The organism is Phenylobacterium aquaticum (assembly GCF_947378715.1).
Lineage (GTDB): Bacteria > Pseudomonadota > Alphaproteobacteria > Caulobacterales > Caulobacteraceae > Phenylobacterium > Phenylobacterium aquaticum_A.
Genome location: NZ_CANCLE010000080.1, coordinates 1 through 17,505, shown reverse-complemented (window position 1 = coordinate 17,505; position 17,505 = coordinate 1). Strand labels below are relative to the sequence as shown.

Genomic DNA, 17,505 nt, shown 5'->3' with positions numbered 1-17,505 from the left:
TGCGTCGCGGCGCCCCAGAGGCGCCATGCTTGCCCCGCCAAATGCGACCTGTTACCAGCGCCCACTCGCCAGGAGCCTGAATGCAGATCGCCGAACACATGCTGCGCACGGGCCGCCGTGGAACCCTGCATGAGTTCAGCATGGCGCTCGCGGACCTGCGGGCTTCCAGCCAGAAGGTCGGCCTGGCCTGGTCGCTGGCCTGGCATGACGTGGTGTCGCGCTATCGCGGCTCGATCCTGGGACCGTTCTGGATCACGCTCTCCATGGCCCTGATGGTGCTGGGCATCGGCTTCATCTATTCGAAGCTGTTCCACATCGCCCTCGACGAATTCATGCCCTGGGTCGCCATCGGCATCGTGTTCTGGGGGATGATCTCGCTGACCATCATCGAGGGCTGCGACACCTTCGTCGCCGCCAAGGGGATGCTGAGCCAGACCTCGCTGCCGATGTTCACCTTCGTGTGGCGCACGGCGCTCAGGAACCTGATCAATCTGGCGCACCACACGGTGATCATCGTCGGCGTGCTGATCTGGTACGGCTATTGGCGCAAGGCCAATGTGCCCCTGGCCTTTGTGGGCCTCGCGCTCACCCTGCTGAACGTCATCTGGATCAGTTTCGCGGTGGCCCTGGCCTCGGCCCGGTTCCGCGACATCCCGCAGATCGTCGGCTCGGTGATGCAGTTCGCCATCTTCCTGACCCCGGTGTTCTGGCTGCCCGGCCACGGCATATTGGCCAAGCACGCGGTGCTGGTGTTCAATCCGTTCTTCCACATGCTCGACGTCATCCGCTCGCCCCTGATGGGCCGCATGCCGTCGGGTCTCAGCTATGCGGTGCTCTCGACCATGGCCGTGGTCGGCTGGACCGCCACCTTCTCCGTCTTCGCGGTCATCCGCCGCCGGATCGTGCATTACCTATGAAGCCGCCCCCGGTCTCGATCACCATCACCGACCTGACCATGCGTTTCCCGGTCTATGGGGTGGACGCCAAGTCGCTGAAGAAGCACCTGGCCCGGGTCGCGGTCGGCGGCCAGCTGGGCGCGCACCACGGCGCGACCGACGTCACCGCCATCCAGGGGCTCAATCTCAAGCTCAAGGCCGGCGACCGGCTGGGCCTGATCGGCCATAATGGTTCGGGCAAGACCACCCTGCTGCGGGCCCTGTCGGGCGCCTATGAGCCGGACGAGGGCACGATCGAGGTCAATGGCCGCATCGCGCCGCTGCTCGACCTCAGCCTCGGCATCGACCCCTCGGCCACGGGGCTGGAGAACATCCGCCTGCGCGGCCGCATCGCCGGCCTCTCCGCCAAGGAGATCGAGGCCAAGATGGACCAGATCGGCGCCTTCACGGGCCTCGGTCCCTTCCTGGCCATGCCGCTGAAGACCTATTCGGCCGGGATGCAGGCGCGCCTGGCCTTCGCCGTCGCCACCGCCGTCGACGCCGATGTGCTCTTGATGGACGAGTGGATCGCGGTCGGCGACGCCCAATTCCAGAAGATCGCCCATGCCCGGCTGCTCAGCCTGGTGGAGCGGGCGGGCATATTGGTGCTGGCCAGCCACGACCTCGACCTGATCCGGCTCTACTGCAACAAGGTCATGCGCATGGACGCGGGCGTCGCCTCGCCCATGGTCGACATCAAGAAGCTCGACCAGTTGCTCGCCGCCGCCTGACGGCTCACGCGCGGCCTGCTACAGCTGCATCTCGGTCTGTCGTCGCGCGGGAAGCCCTTGGACGTCGTCTTCACCATCGTCTCGCGCAACTACCAGGCCCAGGCCGCGACCCTGATGGCCAGCCTGGCGGTCGTGGAGCCCGGGGTGCGCCGGGTGGTGGTGGCCTCGGACGGGCCGATGGTCTTCGCCGATCCGGGGATCGAGGTGCTGGAGGCCGGCGGCTTCACCCCGAACTTCGCGGCCATGTGCGCCTATTACGACGCCATCGAGCTCAATACCGCCATCAAGCCGCACGCCTTCAGGGCCCTGCTGGCCCGGCCCGAGATCGGCCAGGCGGTCTATCTGGACCCCGACATCTTCGTCTATCGACCGCTGGAGGCCGTGCGCCAGGGCCTGGCCCGCGCGCCCCTGGCTCTGACCCCGCACATCACCCGCCCCCTGAAGGGCGAGGCCAATCCGTCGGACCGGGTGATCCTGGCGTCCGGGGCCTACAACCTCGGCTTCATGGCGGTGCGCGACGAGCCGCAGATCACCGCCCTCCTGGACTGGTGGGGCGAGCGGCTGCGGTTCGACTGCCGGGTGGATTTCGCCGCCGGCCTGTTCACCGACCAGAAGTGGATGGATCTGGCGCCGGGCTTCGTCAGCGACCTGGCGCTCCTGCGGACCCCTGCCCTCAACCTCGCCTATTGGAACCTCGATGACCGGGTGCTGGCCCAGGGCCCCGACGGTTGGAGCGTGGACGGCGAACCGCTGGTGTTCTTCCACTTCTCCGGCTTCGACCCGGCCCGGCCCGAAGTGCTGTCCAAGCATCAGGACCGGGTGCGGATCGCGGCCGGATCGCCGCTGGCCGCGCTCTGCGCCGACTATGCCAGGGTCATGCTGGCCCATGGCCATGCGGCGGCCAGCGCCACGCCCTACGGTCACCGGACCCTGCCCTCCGGCCGGCTGGTGACGCCCGCCGAGCGCCGCCGCATGCTGGACGCCGCGCGCCGGGGCGAGGACTTCGGCGGCGGGCTGACGGCGGCCGCCGAGACCTGGCTGGACGCACCCCGCGAGACCACCCGCAGCCCGGCGACCCCGCCGGACGCGCCCTGGCTGGCGGGCTCCGACGAGCTGACGCTCGCCCTGATCACTGCCTGGCCGCCCCCGGCCATCGGCGCCCTGCTGGCCGCGCGGAAGGATCTGCGCGAGCGGTTCGCCGGCGATGGCGAGGGTCTCAAGGCCTGGCTGATCGGGCCTGAGGCCCTGGCCGGCCGGTTCGATCCCCGCTTCCTGGGCGAGGCGATCAGCCCCGAGCTCGCCGCCCGCGCCGCCGGCTATGCGCTCGGCGAGAGCCTGGACCCCGAGCTCGCCGCCTATGGTCTGGCCGGTCGGGCCGGATGGTCGCCAGCCGCACGGCCCGCCCTCGACGCGCCGGTGGCGGCCATGGCGCGCGGCGTCCCCTTCCCGCACCTGTTCCTGCGGCTGTGGGAGGCCAGGACCGACCTGCAGAAGCTGTTTCCCCTGACCCGCCTGAAGTCGCGCTTCGGCTTCCTGCGCTGGCTGATCGGCGGCGGGCTGGCCGAGGCGGGGATCGACGCCGCCGACCTGCCGGCCCAGGTGCGGGGCCATCCCGCCTGGCGCCTCGCCCAGCTGATGAGCCGCCCGGCCGCGCCCCTGTCGCGCCGCCCCCGGAGCCAGGGCGCCTGCGCCCGCCTGCATGTGGTCGAAGCCTGGCGGCCGGACCTGGCGGCGGCTGGGGACCGGGTGTTCGAGGCCGCGACCGGACGCTTCCGCGACGCCGCCGGCGCGCCCGCCTCACCCCCGGCCCGGGCCACGGAAGTGGTGTTCGCCACCCGCCCCGGCCTCGCCTCCGCCGACGCCGTCGCCCTGCTGGCCCAGGGGGTCGCCTGGCGTTCGGCCACGCGTCCATGAGCCTGTTCGATCCCGCCCGGCGACTGTGGCGAAGCCTCGCGCCGCCAGGGCTGCGGATGGGGGCCCAGCCCCTTCTGGCCGGACTGCTGGAGGCCCAGGTCCGCAAGGCCGCCGAAGCGCCGCACGAGGCCGAGGCCTGGCGCGGACCGGTGCGGGTGGTGGGCTGGTTCGAGGCCTCGCACGGCATCGCCGCCTCCGCCCGCCAGGCGGCCCGGGCCTTCGAGGCCCTGGGCGTGCCGGTGGAGCGGGTCGATGTCACGGGCGCGCGGCTGGACTGGCTGCCCCCGCCACAGCCCGCGCTGCGATCCGGCCCCTGGATCTTCCACCTCAATCCGCCGGAGATGCTCGCCGCCCTGGCCCAGCTCGATCCCCGCCGCCTGCGCGGCCCGCGCTACGGCTACTGGGCCTGGGAGCTGCCCGCAGCGCCGCCCAGCTGGCTGAAGGACTCAGGCCTGGTGGAAGAGATCTGGGCGCCCAGTCACTACACCGCTGAGGCCTTCGCCCACGCCGGCGCGCCTGTACGGGTGGTGCCGCACCCTTTCTTCCTCGAGGATTATCGCGACGTGGCCCCGGCGCCGCGCGCCGCAGGCTTCCTGGCGGTGGGACTGTTCGACTTCAACTCCTCGATGGCCCGCAAGAACCCGGACGGGACCATCGCCGCCTTCGCCAAGGCGTTCGGCGAGGATCCGACCGCGCAGCTGATCCTGAAGACCCAGAACGGCGCGCGGTTCCCGGAGGCCCTGGCGGCCCTGCGGGCCTCGGCCCCGGCCAATGTGACGATCGAGGACGGGGTCTGGCCCTACGCCCGCGTGAAGAGCCTGATCGCGGCGGCGGATGTGCTGATCTCCCTGCACCGGGCCGAAGGCTTTGGGCTGACCCCGGCCGAGGCCATGGCGCTGGGCGCCCCGGCTGTCGCCACCGCCTGGTCCGGCAACCTGGACTTCATGGACGAGACCTGCGCCCTGATGATCCCGGCGACCCAGACGGCGGTCGAGGATCCGCAGGGGATCTATCGCGGCCAGACCTGGGCCGAGCCTGACCTGGAGGCCGCCGCCGAGGCCCTGCGACGCCTGCGACTCAAGCCGGAGCTGGGCCGCAGGCTGGCGGAAGCCGGCAGGCGCCGGATCGCCGAGCGGCTGTCGCCCCAGGCCTGGTTCGCCACCCTGCCCGACGCGGTGCAGCAGGCGGCCCTGGCGGCCAAGCGGGGTTAATCCTCCACCGGCTTGCCCACGGTCATCAGCCCCCAGACCGCCGCGGCGGCGACCAGGGCGGCGGGGATCATGGCGGCGAACACCTGGTCAGGGCTGTAGCCGATCGTCCGCAGGTTCCCGGCCAGGATCGGTCCGGCGATGGAGCCCAGCCGCCCGACGGCGATGGCGGCGCCCGCGCCCCCCGCGCGGATCGGGATCGGATAATAGATCGGGGCCAGCGCGTAGAGCACATAGAGCCCGCCCACCACCACGAAGCCGGCCGCCCCCGCCCAGGCGAGGATCGCCGACAGGCCGGTCGCGTGGGCCAGGCCATACATCGCCCCCGCCAGTCCCAGGAACATCAGGGTCGCCGGCCAGCGGAACCCGACCCGGTCGGCCAGCCAGCCCAGGAACAGAGCGCCGACAATGGAGAAGCCGTTGAACCACAGGGAGGCGGTCGCCCCCTCCGCCGGGCTGAACCCCTTGGCCACGACGAGGGTCGGCAGCCAATTGAGCAGCAGATAGGTGACCAGGAGGTCGAGGCCGAACACCACCCAGATCAGCAGGGTCGGGATCGCCCGGCCCTTGGCGAAGACGCCCGCCAGCACGCGGCGGTCGGCGTCGGGGGCATGGGTGGGCCGGGTCTCCGGCATCAGCATCAGGATGACCGGCGTGAGCAGCAGCGGCAGGGCGCCGCCGATCAGGAAGATCATCCGCCAGTCCATCATGTGCTGGCCCTGGTGGGCGATCAGAGCCACCACGGAGCCGCCGGCCGGCAGGCCGCAGAACATGCTGGTGGTGGTCGCCGCCCGCCGGTTGAGCGGGCTGATCTCGGTGGCGATGGCGATCAGATTGGGCATGGCGCCGCCGAAGCCGACACCGGTCAGGAGGCGCGACAGGGTCAGGGTTTCGAAACTGTTGGAGAAGGCCGTCCCCACCGAGAACAGGCCGAAGGCGGCCACCGCCACCGCCAGCACCGGCCGGCGGCCCGCCCGGTCGGCGAACCAGCCGCCGCCCAGGGCGCCCAGCATCAATCCCAGCATGGTGGCGGACCCCGCCCAACCCATCTGGCCCGGCGACAGGTGGAGCTGCGGGGCGAACTGGGGGGCGGCGATGCCGAAGGCCTGGATGTCATAGCCCTCGAGCGCGGCGATGCAGAAACAGATGGCCACCACCAGGCTGGCGTTGATCGGTTTAGCGGCCGTGTCGGCCATGGTGAGCATCCCCCGCGAATCCGCCGCCATCTGAACCCGAAGCCGGCGCGAAGCGCTACCCTGGATGCATCCTGGCTCCGTCGGAACCCATAGGGCGGGCCCGACTTGCGGGGCGCCGGGCGGACGGCCATTGTCCGCGCCTGTTTGCGACATTGAGGTAAGCGATGAAGACTTCCACCTGGCTGTGCGGCGCGGCGACGGCGGCGATGGTCCTGGGCCTGGGCGGAACCGCCCTGGCGGCTGGCAAGGACGCCAAGGTCTGGGCGGCGGCGGAAGCCGCGAGGCCCGCCCAGCTCGAGCTGCTGAAGCAGGTGGTGAACATCGATTCCGGCACCGGCGACGTGGAGGGGGGCCGCAAGGTCGCCGCCCTGCTGATCCCGCAGCTGAAGGCGCTGGGCATGACGGTGGAAAGCGTGCCCGCCGAAATCGACGGCCTGCCCGAGAACACGGTCGCCACCCTGACCGGGACCGGCAAGGCCAAGATCCTGCTGATCGGCCACATCGACACGGTGTTCGGCCCCGGCACGGTGGCCAATTGGCCGTTCAGCATCGAGGGCGACGTCGGCCATGGGCCGGGGATCACCGACGAGAAGGGCGGGGTGGTCGAGGGCGTCTTCGCCCTGAAGATCCTGAACCAGCTGGGCTTCAAGAATTTCGCCAAGCTCACCTTGCTGATCGAGACCAGCGAGGAGCGCGGCTCACCCGGGACCCGCAAGCTGATCGACAGGCTGGTGCATGAGCACGACGTCGAGCTGAACCTGGAGCCCGGCGATTCACCCGACGTGATCACCGTCTGGCGCAAGGGCTCGTCCACCATCGACATCGACGTGAAGGGCCGCGCGGCCCATGCCGGGGTCGCCCCGCAGGACGGCCGCAACGCCGCCACCGAGCTGGTTCACCAGCTGGCGACCGTCGACCAGTTCCCGCATTCCGGCCAGGGCACGACGGTCAATCTGACCATCATCAACGCCGGCTCGCGCTACAACATCATTCCCGAGAACGCCCGCGCCCAGATCAATGTGCGCATCCGCTCCAAGGCCGACCTGGACGCGGTGGTGGCCGGCTTCGAAAAATCCGCCCAGACCACGGTCGTGCCGGACACCAAGGTCACCGTCAGCCGCGAGAGCTCCTTCCCGCCCCTGCCCAACAACCCGATGACCGACGCCCTGGCCGCCCGCGCCCAGGCGATCTACGCCCCGCTCGGCCTGACCCTGGGCCTCGGCGGCAACGGCGGCGCCTCGGAATCGGCCTTGGCCTATGAGGCGGGCATTCCGGCCCTGGACGGCCTGGGCCCGGTCGGCGGCGGCTTCCACTCGACCAAGGAGTTCATGGACATGACGTCGGTGACGCCCCGGCTCTATCTCCTGACCAAACTGATCATGGAGCTGGGCGCCTCGCCGCCGAAGCCGGCGCGATAAGCTTGATCCGACCGCGCTTTGACAGATCGACGAAGCCCATTATGGGGATTTGTCGATCTGAGTTTCCCGCATGACCCGCCAGATCTCTCCGCCCCGGCGCCATCCGCGCGACCCGACGCTCAATCCGGCGGGGCTGAAATATGTCTCGGCTCTGAGCCTGGTGGCGGCCGGCCTGGTGCTGCGCTTCCTGCTGACCCCGGTGTTCGGCGTCGCCCACATCTACACGGTGTTCTATCCGATCGTGCTGATGTCGGCCTATGCGCTGGGGGCCCGGCCGGCGATCCTCGCGGCGGGGCTGTCGGCGGCCCTGGGCTATTGGGTGTTCGCGCCGCCGGCCCTGCAATGGAAGCTGACGCCCGCCAGCCTCACCGGCGTGTCGTTCTTCGCCGTGACCTGCGCCATCGGCATCATCCTGATCTGCGGCCTGATGCAGGCCCTGAAGGAGGTCACCCGGCGCCAGGACCAGACCGACCTCCTCGCCCGACATGAGGCGGAGCGGTTCAAGGTTCTCTCCGCCCGGGTCACCGATCACCTGGAGCGGGTCTCGGGCTTGCTGACGATTGAGGCCGAGGCGCGACGCGATCCCACCCTGGCGGCGACCCTGCAACGCGCCGCAGAGCAGTCTCTGCTGATCGCGCGCCTGCACCGCGACTTCGCCGGCCAACCGGGCGAAACCGCCCCGCCACCGCGTCAAGGTTCAGAGGCCCAGCCCTCCACGCCGCTTGTGGAGCCCATGCCGATCGAGGCGCCCAGGGCCACCCTGCACTGACCCTTAGCCGTCGAGCCGCTCCGGGCGCAGGCTGAGCACGCCCTTGCGCTCAAGCTCGATCAGCATCTGGTCGATCTGGCTACGCAGCTCGAGCATGCCGTCAGGGCTCAGGATCAGGAAGCCGGACTTCACCAGGTGCTCGCGCCCCTGGCCGTCCGTGACATTGGCGGCCAGGGCCACGCGAAAGGTCCCGGCCTGGAAGCCGAGGCCGGCCACCTGGTCGCCGAAGATCATCGGAAGGTCGAAGTCCGGCAGGCCGGGTTGACTGGACATGGCGGGAACCTCGCATGATTCCCCCTGGAAAGGCGCGCACCGGGCGCTATGGCGTCCGGGGTCATGGCAGGCTTAGATGGCCGGGACCTGTCCAGCCGGCGAGCCCTGAGCATGACCCTAGAGACCTCGACCTCCTATCCCGACACCGGCCTCCTGGCCGTGGCGGCCCGACTGGCCTTCGGTCTGACGGCGCTCGCCATCGTGCTGGCGGTCATCGCACCCGGCTGGTTGCTGCCTAAGGTGCTGCACTCGCACTATCTCGAACACTTCGCGGCCTACTATATCGCCGCCGTCGCGGGGGCGGCGGCCATGCCGCGTATCCAGATCCGGCGGATCGGGATCGGCTATGCGCTGTTCGCCCTGGGGCTGGAGGGCCTGCAGCTGGCGCGCGGCATCCCGCACATGCAGGCCTGGAACAATGCGGTGGCGGACCTCGGTGGCGTCGCCGCCGCCCTGTTCCCCGTGGTGGTCGAGCGGTTTCGGGCCCGTTTCGCGCCCCGGCCCAAAGCCTAGAGACAGGCGCTCTGCAGCGCCGCCCCGACCCACAGGCCCGCCAGCAACACCCCGGCGCCCAGGCTGACCCGCCAGCCGAAGGCGCGGCCGCCGAGCACGAAGGACGCCGGCGCCTTGATCAGCATGTTCGAGGACAGGCCCAACAGGACGCCCATGGCCGCCGTCCGGTCATCGCTCGCTCCGCTCACCGCCAGGGCGGCCATGGAGACCGCCGCCGCATGGGCGTCGACCAGCCCGGTCAGGGTCGCGCCAGCGAGCATGCCGGCCATGCCCAGCCAGACATCCAGTCCCCGGGCCAGCAGGGTGAAGGCCGTGACCAGGGCCACGAACACCAGAGCCACCCGCAGGTTGAAAGCCCGCCCCGGATCGACCTGTTCCTCCACGGCCCCGACGCTGCGTCGCGCGAGCAGGCCGGCATAGGCCAGGATCGCCAGGCCCCCGGTCGCCAGGGGGATGGCGAGGATCGTCAGCAACTGGGGTCGCGCCGCAGCGACCAGGGCGGCCAGATAGGCCAGGCTCGATAGCATGGACGCCGCCCCGCCCGCCGCCGCCGAGGGGACCAGGCGCGCGTCGTGCCGGGCGCGACCGGCCATGGCCGCGATCGCCGCCGTGGACGACACCAACCCTCCGGCTAGGCCCGCGACCAGCAGGCCGTAGCGGGCGCCGGCCAGGCGCAGGGCGACATAGCCGAGCGCGCTCAGCCCCATCAGGACGACCACCGGCCGCCACAACAGGAACGGATTGATCAGGCCCCAGGGATCGACCGCCCGGTCAGGCAGCAGGGGCAGGATCACCAGGGCCGCGATGCCGAAGCTCAGGCCGTCCAACAGCTCCTGTTCGCTCAGGCTCTCGCGCACCAGCCGGTGCAGCGGCGTGCGCCAGGCCAGCAGGGCGGCCACGACCACGCCGGCCTCTCCCGCCAGGGCGGGGCGGCCGGCGGCGATCACGCCCAGCAGGAAAGTGGCGAAGAAGGCGACCTCGGTGGTCAGGCCAGGGTCATGCCGCTCGCCCAGCATGTAGCCCGCCAGGATTGCGCCCGCGACCGCCAGGCCGGCGACGGCGGTCAGCAGGGGCTGGCCCAGCAGGCCCACAATCCCGCCGACCAGCCCAGCCAGGGCGAAGGTGCGCAGGCCCGCATAGCCGCGGGCGCCGCCCTCGCCCTTGCGACGCTCGCGATCGACGCCGATCAGCAGGCCGACGCCCAGCGCCACCAGCAGCCGCCACTCGGGGCGATGGAACAGATCGATCGCCAAGGCTGAAGTCCTCCCGCCGGCTTAGAGCTTGATCGCCCGGGGCCCAGCCGGATAGTTGGCCCATGGATATCAATGAGACCGTCGTCCAGCAGTTGAAACTGCGGATCGCCTCGGACAGGCCCCTCACCCCGGTCCCGGAACTCAATGGCGTCCTGCGGCTGATGGCCAAGTGGCGCTCGCAGATCATCGCCAACACCCTGATTCAACAGCATGGCCAGACCATCCTCCATGGTCCGTTCGCCGGCATGACCTATGTCAAGAACGCCACGGAGGGCGCGCTGGCGGCCCGGCTGCTGGGCGCCTATGAATCCGAGCTTCATCCGCACATCCAGGCCCTGGTCGACGAAGCGCCGGACTGTGTGATCGATGTCGGCTGCGCCGAGGGTTACTACGCCGTCGGCCTGGCGCGGCTGATGCCGGAGACAACCGTCCACGCCTATGACATCGACGCGCGCGCCCGGACCGCCTGTGCGGAGCTGGCCCAGGCCAACGGGGTCGCCGACCGGGTGGTGATCGGGGAGCGGTTCGCCCCCGATGGCTTCCAGGCCTTCGCCGACCGCCGCTGCGTGGTGATGGTCGACGTCGAGGGCGCCGAGCTGGACGTCCTGCAGCCGGACCAGAGTCCCGCGCTCGCCGGCATGAGCATCATCGTCGAGACCCATGACCATCTTCAGCCTGGGGCGCTCGCCACCCTCACAGCCCGGTTCTCGACCACCCACGACATCGTCCGGGTGGACCAGGGCGGCAAGACCACGCCCCTGCCCGCCTGGCTCAAGGGCCTGGGACATCTCGACCACCTGCTGGCGGTCTGGGAGTGGCGGGAAACGCCGACGCCCTGGCTGGTGATGCGTCCGAAGATCGCGAACCCGGCGGCCCGGCGCGCGCCCGAGGCGGCGGCGACCGTCGCGCGCGGCGAGCCGGCGCCCTGGTTCACGGCCCCCACAGAGAGCCTGCCGGACTTCGATTTCTCAAGCTTGGGCGGCCAGTACGTCCTGATCGGCTTCATGCCGCTGGACGATCAGGCCCGCGCCGGGGCGCTGCGGGTGCTGGCGGCGCACCAGCCGATGTTCGATGACGCCCGACTGACCGCCTTCGCGGTGCTCCGCGACGCGGCGACGATCGCCCAGGTCCGCGACCAGCCGGGGTTACGCTGGATCCTGGACCGCGATGGCGCGGTGAGCCGGCTCTATGGGGCGGTCGACGCCGACGGATCGGACGCCTCCGTCTGGGTCCTGCTCGACCCCACCCTGCGGGTGCTGGCCACGGCGCCGGTGGGGGCCGAGGCCGGGCTGTTCGCGGCCCTGCCCAACCTGCCCCCGCCCCAGGACCATGCGCGGACGCCGCTGAGCGCCCCGGCCCTGATCGTGCCCCGGATCTTCGAGCCTGATCTCTGCGCACGGCTGATCGCGCTCTATGAGACAACCGGCGGGCGGGCCTCCGGGGTGATGCGCGACATCGACGGCAAGACCATGGCGGTGATGGACGCCTTCAAGCAGCGGCGCGACGTGCTGGTGGCGGCGCCGGAGCTGCGGGCCGAGCTGCGCGACGCCCTGCGCCGCCGCCTGGTCCCCGAGATCGCCAAGGCCTTCTGCTTCGAGGCCACCCGTATCGAGCGCTATCTGGTCTCCTGCTACGACGCCGCCGAGGGCGGGGTGTTCCGGGCGCATCGGGACAACACCACCCGGGTCACGGCGCACCGGCGGTTCGCGGTCTCCATCAACCTGAACAGCGACGACTTCGAGGGCGGCGACCTGAGGTTCCCGGAATATGGCCTGCAAACCTATCGGCCGCCGACCGGGGGCGCGGTGGTGTTCGCCTGCGGCCTGCTGCACGAAGCCCTGCCGGTGACGGCCGGACGGCGGTTCGCCTTCCTGCCCTTCCTCTATGACGAGACCGGGGCGGCGATCCGCGAGGCCAACCAGATCCACCGGGGCGATCAGCGCGAGGGCGCCGCCGGCCTGACCGCCTTGGAAGACGACCGGCTGTCGGCGGAACTCAGCTAGACGGTGCGGCGAGCGCCTGGACAGCCGCGAGGTCCAGGGCCTTCAGGTCGCTGGCCATGATCGCGGCGTGAGACCGCCAGACCGCCCAGACCAGATCCGAGACCTCGGACCGCAGCGGCGTGGTCGCATCGCCGAAGAGGCGCTGGTCGATGTCCAGCGCCACGGCCTGACGGCTCAGCGCCCCCCGCAGGTCATCATCGCCGATCACCCTCAGGGCGGCGGCGACATAGGCGTCCTCGGTCTCGGCGATTATCCAGTCCGGCATGCCCAGCAGGCGCAGCAGCATGGCGTCGGTCATGCCGTGCGGCTCAGGCCGCTCCATGGCCACCACCGGGAGGCCCTGGCGCAGGCCGTCAACGACGCTGTGCAATCCGCCGAACGGGAACGGGCTGAGGATCAGGTCGCAGGCCGACAGGGCCGCCAGATAGCCCTCGTAGCCGAGGGTCGAGTGGACCGTGACCGCCTTCAGGGACCGCAGCACGCCACGGCGGAAGGCCTCGACGGCGCCGCCCCGGGCGTTGGGAAAGAACTCGAACGCCACGGGGCGAGAGGCGCGCGCCTGGATCTGGCCGAGCAGGGTCAGGAACCCCGGGTTCAACTTCAGCATATTGCTGGGCACGGCGATCCGCACGGTGTCGGCCTGGTCGCGAACCTGGGGCGGGATCGGGACATAGGCCGGCGCGCGCTCGAACCTCAGGCTCTCGTCGGGCAGCAGCAGCACCCGTTCTCCGAACAGGGCCGGATCGGACACATAGCCCTGCTCGATCAGATAATAGTCGAGGGTCGGGCAGAAGGTGGAGGCCGAGTGGCCGATGGCCGTGAACTGCAGCGGCGCCAGTCGCAGGTTGGCGAACACCGGGCCCCAGTGGCGCATGCCGACGCTCAGCCAGAAGACCGCGTCCGGGGCGAGGCTGCGGAAGTGGTCGAAGATCTCCGCCAGATGGCCGCCGCTGGCCTGACGCTCGAAGGTCACGACCTCGTCGAACAGGGCCGAGACATGGGCGTCGACCTCGCTCTTCTCGGTCAGCAGCACCAGGTGGAAGCGGGTGCGCAGCTGGCGCAGATACTGGCCGAAATAGCGGTACTGCACATGGCGAGCGTGGATGATCTCGGCGGCGACCACCATCCGGGGCTTCCCGGGATGCGGCGCGGGCGGCGCGAGGTCATGGAAGCCCATGGCCTCGCCCAGACGCCGCAGGAGGCCGTTCAGGACGGCCTTGAGCCGGTGCTTGTGCGGCCCCGAGGCATAGCTGCAATCCATCCAGGCGACGGAGATCAACACGATGGCGCGCAGACGCGGGCCGACGGACAGGGCGCCGATGCGGTCGGCCGCCTCCAGCAGCGCCTCCCGTCTTTGAGCGCCGACCAGGGTGCGCACGGGCGACTGGCTGACCAGGGACAGATAGCTCAGCAGGGCCAGGTCTGGCGGCAGGTCGAACAGGGCCACGAAATCCAGGTCCAGCCGCGCGTCGAGATTCAGCAGCGCCAGATAGGCCGCGATCCGGCTGCGGGACCCTTCGGCGGCGGCCTTGAGTCCATCAGGGAACAGGGCCAGCAACCCGGCCTCGGCGCCGTCGAAGGCGCTGGCCGCGAACAGGTGGCCGATCTCCCGGTGGGCGAACATCAGCCGCAGCAGCTGGTCCTCGCCGAGCTCCAGGTCCGGCGCGCAGAGCACGGCGGTCAACGCCGCCGCCAGCCGCGTATAGGCCAGGCGCAGAGGTCCGGCGTCCGGCGCGGCCGGATAGCCAAGGCGGACCGGCTCGTCTCCGGTCAGGGCCGTCACCGCGTCGAGCACCCGGTCCAGGGCGTCCGGCGCCCGGCCATGGACGGCGCGTTCGACCTCGGCGAGATTGATCATGGCGCCCGACCTCCCAGGGTGAGATCGCGGCCCTTGCAACTCACCCAGCCGCCCGGGGTCCGCCGATAGAGCCGGACCGCATAGGCGCCGGCCGCCAGGGGGCCGGTCGACACCGTCTGCTCATAGCCGCTGACCGCGACCTGGGGCTTGTGGAAAAAGGCGGCGACGTCGGGGCGGTCCTGGGTCACCGCCAGGTCGCCCACCCAGTCTCCGCCTGGGCCGGTCAGCCGGATTCGACCCGCCACCAGGCCGGGACCCGGGCCAAGATCCGAGATCCAGCCGGCCGCCCGCAACCGCCATCCGGGCCCGCCGACCGAGGTGGGCGTCAGCTCGGCGACATCCAGGCCGCAGGAGGCGGGCGGGGCGGGATCGAGGGCGGCGGCCTCCGCGCCGACGGGGCGCAGGGCCGGCGCCGGACCCAGCACCTGGTCGATGCGGTCGCGGGCCTGGGGCGAGGCGGGCGGCCCAGGAACCAGGCTGCTGGCCAGGCCGGTCTCCAGCACTTCCAGCACCACGGCGTCAGGGTGGTAGGCGGCGATCAGGTCCGGCCGCCAGGGGCCATCCTGATTGTGCGCCACGATCAGCCGGCTGAAGTCGCCATAGAGCAGGGGCAGGAGCGCGTTGGAGAACGAGTCCACGGTCAGCATCAGGGTGGGCTTGCCGACCTCTCCGGTCTCAATGACCCGGGGCCCCATCCAGCTATGGTCGGCGCCCAGATAGGTGATGGCGACCCGGCCCTGGACGCGGGGGTCGATCAGCTGGGGATTGTCCAGGCGGACGAAACCCTTCACCCCCTCCATATTGGCCAGGTCGGCCTGCTGCGCCCCATAGGCGATGGGCGCCTCGACGAAGGCCGACCGGGGGCGGGGCCCCTGGCCGACGCCCCGCGACTGGAGCGCGCGCATCAGGGTCTCATAGCCGCCATAGGCGCCATAGCCCGTCCAATGGGTGTCGTGGCGGCTATAGGCGCGCGGGCCCTGGGCGGCGACCGCATCATGCGGATAGAGCACCGTCCCGGCCCCGGTCTCCTGCGCCAGTCGGGCCAGGCGCAGGGCCGGGCGATCCGGAGCCGGCGGCCCCATCCAGCCCGGGGCGAACCTCGGAAAGACCGTCTCCTTCACCGGTGGGGTCAGGACCAGATAGGGGACGGCGCCCAGCGCCTCGGTCCGACCGGCCAGACCCTGAAGCCAGGCCCGGGTCTGGGCCGGAGACAGGGCCTCGCTGCCCCGCGCGGCGCCTAGGTGCGAGCCGTTGTCGTAGAACAGCCAGCCGTCCCGTCCGACGATCACCCGGCCCGAACCCGACACCCCGAGCGGAAGCCGGGCCGCATTGAGGAAGGGGATCAGGAACCGCCGCGCCGGAAAGCGGTCGGCCACCGCCGCCTCGACGCCATCGCGGAAGGCCGGCGCCTCGCTGAGATGACGCGGCCAGGGCGGCGGCGGGCTCAGCTCGCGGTTCTCCTGCAGGTTCGGCGCGCGAACGAGCACCGGCAGGATGAAGGCGGCGGCCATCAGGAAGGCCACGACCCCGATCAGTCTGCGCCAATGGGCGTCAAGTCCGTCCATGGTCAGAACCTGAAATAGAGGAAGGGGTTGAGGCTGGCGTTGGTGAGCAGGGCCACGCTGAGCACCAAGCCCGCCGCCAGCAGCCAGACCGGCATGGGATGGACGGCGACCGTGTCCAGCCGGGGCTCCAGCTGCTCGGCCCGGCCGACGATCGGCCGGCCAAGGCGGGCCATCATTGCAGGGGCGAGCGGTCCGGCGAAGGCGACACCAAGCACCAGGGCCGCCACCACCTCCAGGTTCAGGGTCCGGGCCAGGCCGATCCCCTGGGCCGTCCAGCCCGAGGCGCCGGCCATGGCGTGCAGATAGGCCAGGGCATGGGGCAGGTCGGCGGCGCGGAACAGCACCCAGCCGCCGAGCACCACCAGCAGGGCGTAGAGGTGGCCGACCGGGCGCGGCGCACGGGCCAGCAGCCCGCCCAGTCCGAACCGCTCCAGCATCAGGAAGGCCCCGTGATAGAGGCCCCAGAGCACGAAGGTCCAGGCGGCGCCGTGCCAGAATCCGGTCAGCAGGAACACGATCATCAGGTTGCGCACCGTGCGCCACCGCCCGCCGCGATTGCCGCCCAGCGGGATGTAGACATAGTCCCGGAACCAGCCCGACAGCGACATGTGCCAGCGTCGCCAGAACTCGGTGATCGAGGCCGAGGCGTAGGGGTGGTCGAAGTTCTTCGGGAAGGTGAAGCCCAGCAGGAAGGCCAGGCCAATCGCCATGTTCGAATAGCCGGCGAAGTCGAAATAGATCTGCAGGGCGTAGGCCAGCGCCCCCAGCCAGGCGGTGGTCGCGTCCAGGCCCGCCGGCAGGCCGAAGGCGTAGTCGGCGAGATGGGCGACGCTGTTGGCGACCAGCACCTTCTGGCTCAGCCCGACGATGAAGTACTGGATCCCCAGCCCCACCCGCCGCGACCGCGCGCGGTCGCCATGCATCTCGTCGCGGATATGGGCGTAGCGGACGATGGGCCCGGCGATCAGGTGCGGGAACATCAGGATATAGGCGGCGAACTTCAGGGGATCGCGCTCGACCTTCACCGCGCCGCGATGGACGTCGACCGCGTAGCTGATCAGCTGGAAGGTGAAGAAGGAAATGCCCAGCGGCAGGCGCTGGACGATGCTGGGCAAGGGATGACCCGGCAGGATGGCGTTGAGGTTCTGGGCCAGGAAGCCGGCATATTTGAAATAGCCCAGCACGCCCAGGTCCAGGACGATCAGGGCCGCGAGCCACAGGCCGCGTCCCCGCCCCGCCCGCGCCACGGCCAGACCGCCGGCCCAATTGACCACGATCAGCCCGGCCAGCAGCAGGACATAGGCGCCCTCGCCCCAGGTGTAGAACACCGCGCTGCCGACCAGCAGGGCGCCGGTCCGCCAGCCGCTGGCGTAGTAGCCGATCAGGAACAGCGGCAGAAAATAGAAGATGAAGATGATGGAGCTGAACAGCACCCGTCTCGTCCCCCCGCCGCGCGCCCAGACCGCGCAGCCAAGCTCAAGCTGATAGGGCCTGGAACCCCGCCTGTCAGCCCGTGCTATGGAGAAGCCGCGCAACCTGGGGAGGACGCCGATGTCGGTCGAGTTGGGGATCATCGAGGGCTATTACGGCCGGCCCTGGTCCTGGACCGCGCGGGCGCGGCAGGTCACCGCCCTGAAGCCCCACGGCTATGGCTTCTACCTCTACGCCCCCAAGGCCGACGCCTTCCTGCGCCGTCGCTGGCGCGAGGCCCATCCGGCCGGCGAGCACGCCCAGATGAAGGCCCTGGCCGCCCATTGCGCGACCGAGAACGTGCGGTTCGGCGTCGGCCTGAGCCCCTATGAGCTCTATCTGGACTTCGGTGCGGAGGCCAAGGCCGCCCTGGCCGACAAGCTGGCCGAACTGGACGCG

At 70.7% G+C, this 17,505-nt stretch carries 15 protein-coding genes; 9 read left to right on the top strand and 6 right to left on the bottom strand.

Going from position 1 to position 17,505, the window contains the following annotated elements:
- The first annotated feature begins 80 nt into the window (after positions 1 to 80).
- From Q7P21_RS11900 to Q7P21_RS11885, 4 genes are read left to right on the top strand one after another with little or no spacing between them, the layout of a single operon-like run.
- A complete protein-coding gene (locus tag Q7P21_RS11900) occupies positions 81 to 917 on the top strand; it encodes an ABC transporter permease (protein ID WP_304168189.1) in 837 nt (278 codons plus the stop codon).
- A complete protein-coding gene (locus Q7P21_RS11895) occupies positions 914 to 1,666 on the top strand; it encodes an ABC transporter ATP-binding protein (RefSeq protein ID WP_304168187.1) in 753 nt (250 codons plus the stop codon). The genes Q7P21_RS11900 and Q7P21_RS11895 overlap by 4 nt, the downstream gene beginning before the upstream one ends.
- 57 nt (positions 1,667 to 1,723) lie before the next feature.
- Complete coding sequence (locus Q7P21_RS11890) at positions 1,724 to 3,580, top strand: hypothetical protein (RefSeq protein ID WP_304177238.1); 1,857 nt, start codon at positions 1,724 to 1,726, stop codon at positions 3,578 to 3,580.
- Positions 3,577 to 4,791: a glycosyltransferase family 4 protein gene (locus Q7P21_RS11885; protein ID WP_304168181.1), complete on the top strand. Its 1,215-nt coding sequence runs from the start codon at positions 3,577 to 3,579 to the stop codon at positions 4,789 to 4,791. The genes Q7P21_RS11890 and Q7P21_RS11885 overlap by 4 nt, the downstream gene beginning before the upstream one ends.
- Here Q7P21_RS11885 and Q7P21_RS11880 read toward each other — a convergent pair.
- Positions 4,788 to 5,984: an MFS transporter gene (locus Q7P21_RS11880; RefSeq protein WP_304177236.1), complete on the bottom strand. Its 1,197-nt coding sequence runs from the start codon at positions 5,982 to 5,984 to the stop codon at positions 4,788 to 4,790. The two genes, Q7P21_RS11885 and Q7P21_RS11880, sit on opposite strands and share 4 nt — an antisense overlap.
- A gap of 164 nt (positions 5,985 to 6,148) precedes the next feature.
- Between Q7P21_RS11880 and Q7P21_RS11875 the strand changes: the two genes are divergently transcribed.
- Positions 6,149 to 7,402, top strand: a complete 1,254-nt coding sequence (locus Q7P21_RS11875) for a glutamate carboxypeptidase (RefSeq protein WP_304177234.1) — start codon at positions 6,149 to 6,151, stop codon at positions 7,400 to 7,402.
- A gap of 70 nt (positions 7,403 to 7,472) precedes the next feature.
- A complete protein-coding gene (locus tag Q7P21_RS11870) occupies positions 7,473 to 8,171 on the top strand; it encodes a DUF4118 domain-containing protein (protein WP_304177232.1) in 699 nt (232 codons plus the stop codon).
- Positions 8,172 to 8,174: 3 nt separating this feature from the next.
- Here the strand turns inward: Q7P21_RS11870 and Q7P21_RS11865 are convergent, their stop codons facing one another.
- On the bottom strand, positions 8,175 to 8,444 hold the full coding sequence (locus tag Q7P21_RS11865) for a hypothetical protein (RefSeq protein WP_304168171.1): 270 nt from the start codon (positions 8,442 to 8,444) through the stop codon (positions 8,175 to 8,177).
- A gap of 111 nt (positions 8,445 to 8,555) precedes the next feature.
- Here Q7P21_RS11865 and Q7P21_RS11860 point away from each other — a divergent pair, with 111 nt between their 5' ends.
- A complete protein-coding gene (locus tag Q7P21_RS11860; RefSeq protein ID WP_304168168.1) occupies positions 8,556 to 8,957 on the top strand; it encodes a hypothetical protein in 402 nt (133 codons plus the stop codon).
- On the opposite strand, the gene Q7P21_RS11855 is transcribed toward Q7P21_RS11860, so the two are convergent.
- Positions 8,954 to 10,210: a DUF4010 domain-containing protein gene (locus Q7P21_RS11855; protein ID WP_304177230.1), complete on the bottom strand. Its 1,257-nt coding sequence runs from the start codon at positions 10,208 to 10,210 to the stop codon at positions 8,954 to 8,956. The genes Q7P21_RS11860 and Q7P21_RS11855 overlap by 4 nt on opposite strands.
- Positions 10,211 to 10,272: 62 nt before the next feature.
- Here Q7P21_RS11855 and Q7P21_RS11850 point away from each other — a divergent pair, with 62 nt between their 5' ends.
- Positions 10,273 to 12,213 (top strand): methyltransferase, encoded by a 1,941-nt coding sequence (locus tag Q7P21_RS11850; protein WP_304177229.1) that lies wholly within the window; start codon positions 10,273 to 10,275, stop codon positions 12,211 to 12,213.
- On the opposite strand, the gene Q7P21_RS11845 is transcribed toward Q7P21_RS11850, so the two are convergent.
- Genes Q7P21_RS11845 through Q7P21_RS11835 form a run of 3 tightly spaced genes read right to left on the bottom strand, consistent with a single transcriptional unit; the run spans position 12,206 to position 17,069 of the window.
- Complete coding sequence (locus Q7P21_RS11845) at positions 12,206 to 14,071, bottom strand: hypothetical protein (RefSeq protein ID WP_304177228.1); 1,866 nt, start codon at positions 14,069 to 14,071, stop codon at positions 12,206 to 12,208. The genes Q7P21_RS11850 and Q7P21_RS11845 overlap by 8 nt on opposite strands.
- Positions 14,068 to 15,636 (bottom strand): hypothetical protein, encoded by a 1,569-nt coding sequence (locus Q7P21_RS11840; protein ID WP_304177226.1) that lies wholly within the window; start codon positions 15,634 to 15,636, stop codon positions 14,068 to 14,070. The genes Q7P21_RS11845 and Q7P21_RS11840 overlap by 4 nt, the downstream gene beginning before the upstream one ends.
- Positions 15,637 to 15,638: 2 nt before the next feature.
- Complete coding sequence (locus Q7P21_RS11835) at positions 15,639 to 17,069, bottom strand: MBOAT family protein (RefSeq protein ID WP_304168153.1); 1,431 nt, start codon at positions 17,067 to 17,069, stop codon at positions 15,639 to 15,641.
- 118 nt (positions 17,070 to 17,187) lie between these two features.
- Between Q7P21_RS11835 and Q7P21_RS11830 the strand changes: the two genes are divergently transcribed.
- Positions 17,188 to 17,505, top strand: a 318-nt coding sequence (locus tag Q7P21_RS11830) for a beta-N-acetylglucosaminidase domain-containing protein (RefSeq protein WP_304177224.1), incomplete at its 3' end; no start/stop codon positions are given.

Excerpts from the sequence above, each read along its gene's own strand:
- Q7P21_RS11880 (WP_304177236.1), bottom strand. The coding sequence starts at position 5,984 with ATGGCCGACACGGCCGCTAAACCGATCAACGCCAGCCTGGTGGTGGCC.
- Q7P21_RS11845 (WP_304177228.1), bottom strand. The coding sequence starts at position 14,071 with ATGATCAATCTCGCCGAGGTCGAACGCGCCGTCCATGGCCGGGCGCCG.
- Q7P21_RS11865 (WP_304168171.1), bottom strand. The coding sequence starts at position 8,444 with ATGTCCAGTCAACCCGGCCTGCCGGACTTCGACCTTCCGATGATCTTC.
- Q7P21_RS11870 (WP_304177232.1), top strand. The coding sequence starts at position 7,473 with ATGACCCGCCAGATCTCTCCGCCCCGGCGCCATCCGCGCGACCCGACG.
- Q7P21_RS11840 (WP_304177226.1), bottom strand. The coding sequence starts at position 15,636 with ATGGACGGACTTGACGCCCATTGGCGCAGACTGATCGGGGTCGTGGCC.
- Q7P21_RS11875 (WP_304177234.1), top strand. The coding sequence starts at position 6,149 with ATGAAGACTTCCACCTGGCTGTGCGGCGCGGCGACGGCGGCGATGGTC.
- Q7P21_RS11850 (WP_304177229.1), top strand. The coding sequence starts at position 10,273 with ATGGATATCAATGAGACCGTCGTCCAGCAGTTGAAACTGCGGATCGCC.
- Q7P21_RS11885 (WP_304168181.1), top strand. The coding sequence starts at position 3,577 with ATGAGCCTGTTCGATCCCGCCCGGCGACTGTGGCGAAGCCTCGCGCCG.
- Q7P21_RS11895 (WP_304168187.1), top strand. The coding sequence starts at position 914 with ATGAAGCCGCCCCCGGTCTCGATCACCATCACCGACCTGACCATGCGT.
- Q7P21_RS11860 (WP_304168168.1), top strand. The coding sequence starts at position 8,556 with ATGACCCTAGAGACCTCGACCTCCTATCCCGACACCGGCCTCCTGGCC.
- Q7P21_RS11900 (WP_304168189.1), top strand. The coding sequence starts at position 81 with ATGCAGATCGCCGAACACATGCTGCGCACGGGCCGCCGTGGAACCCTG.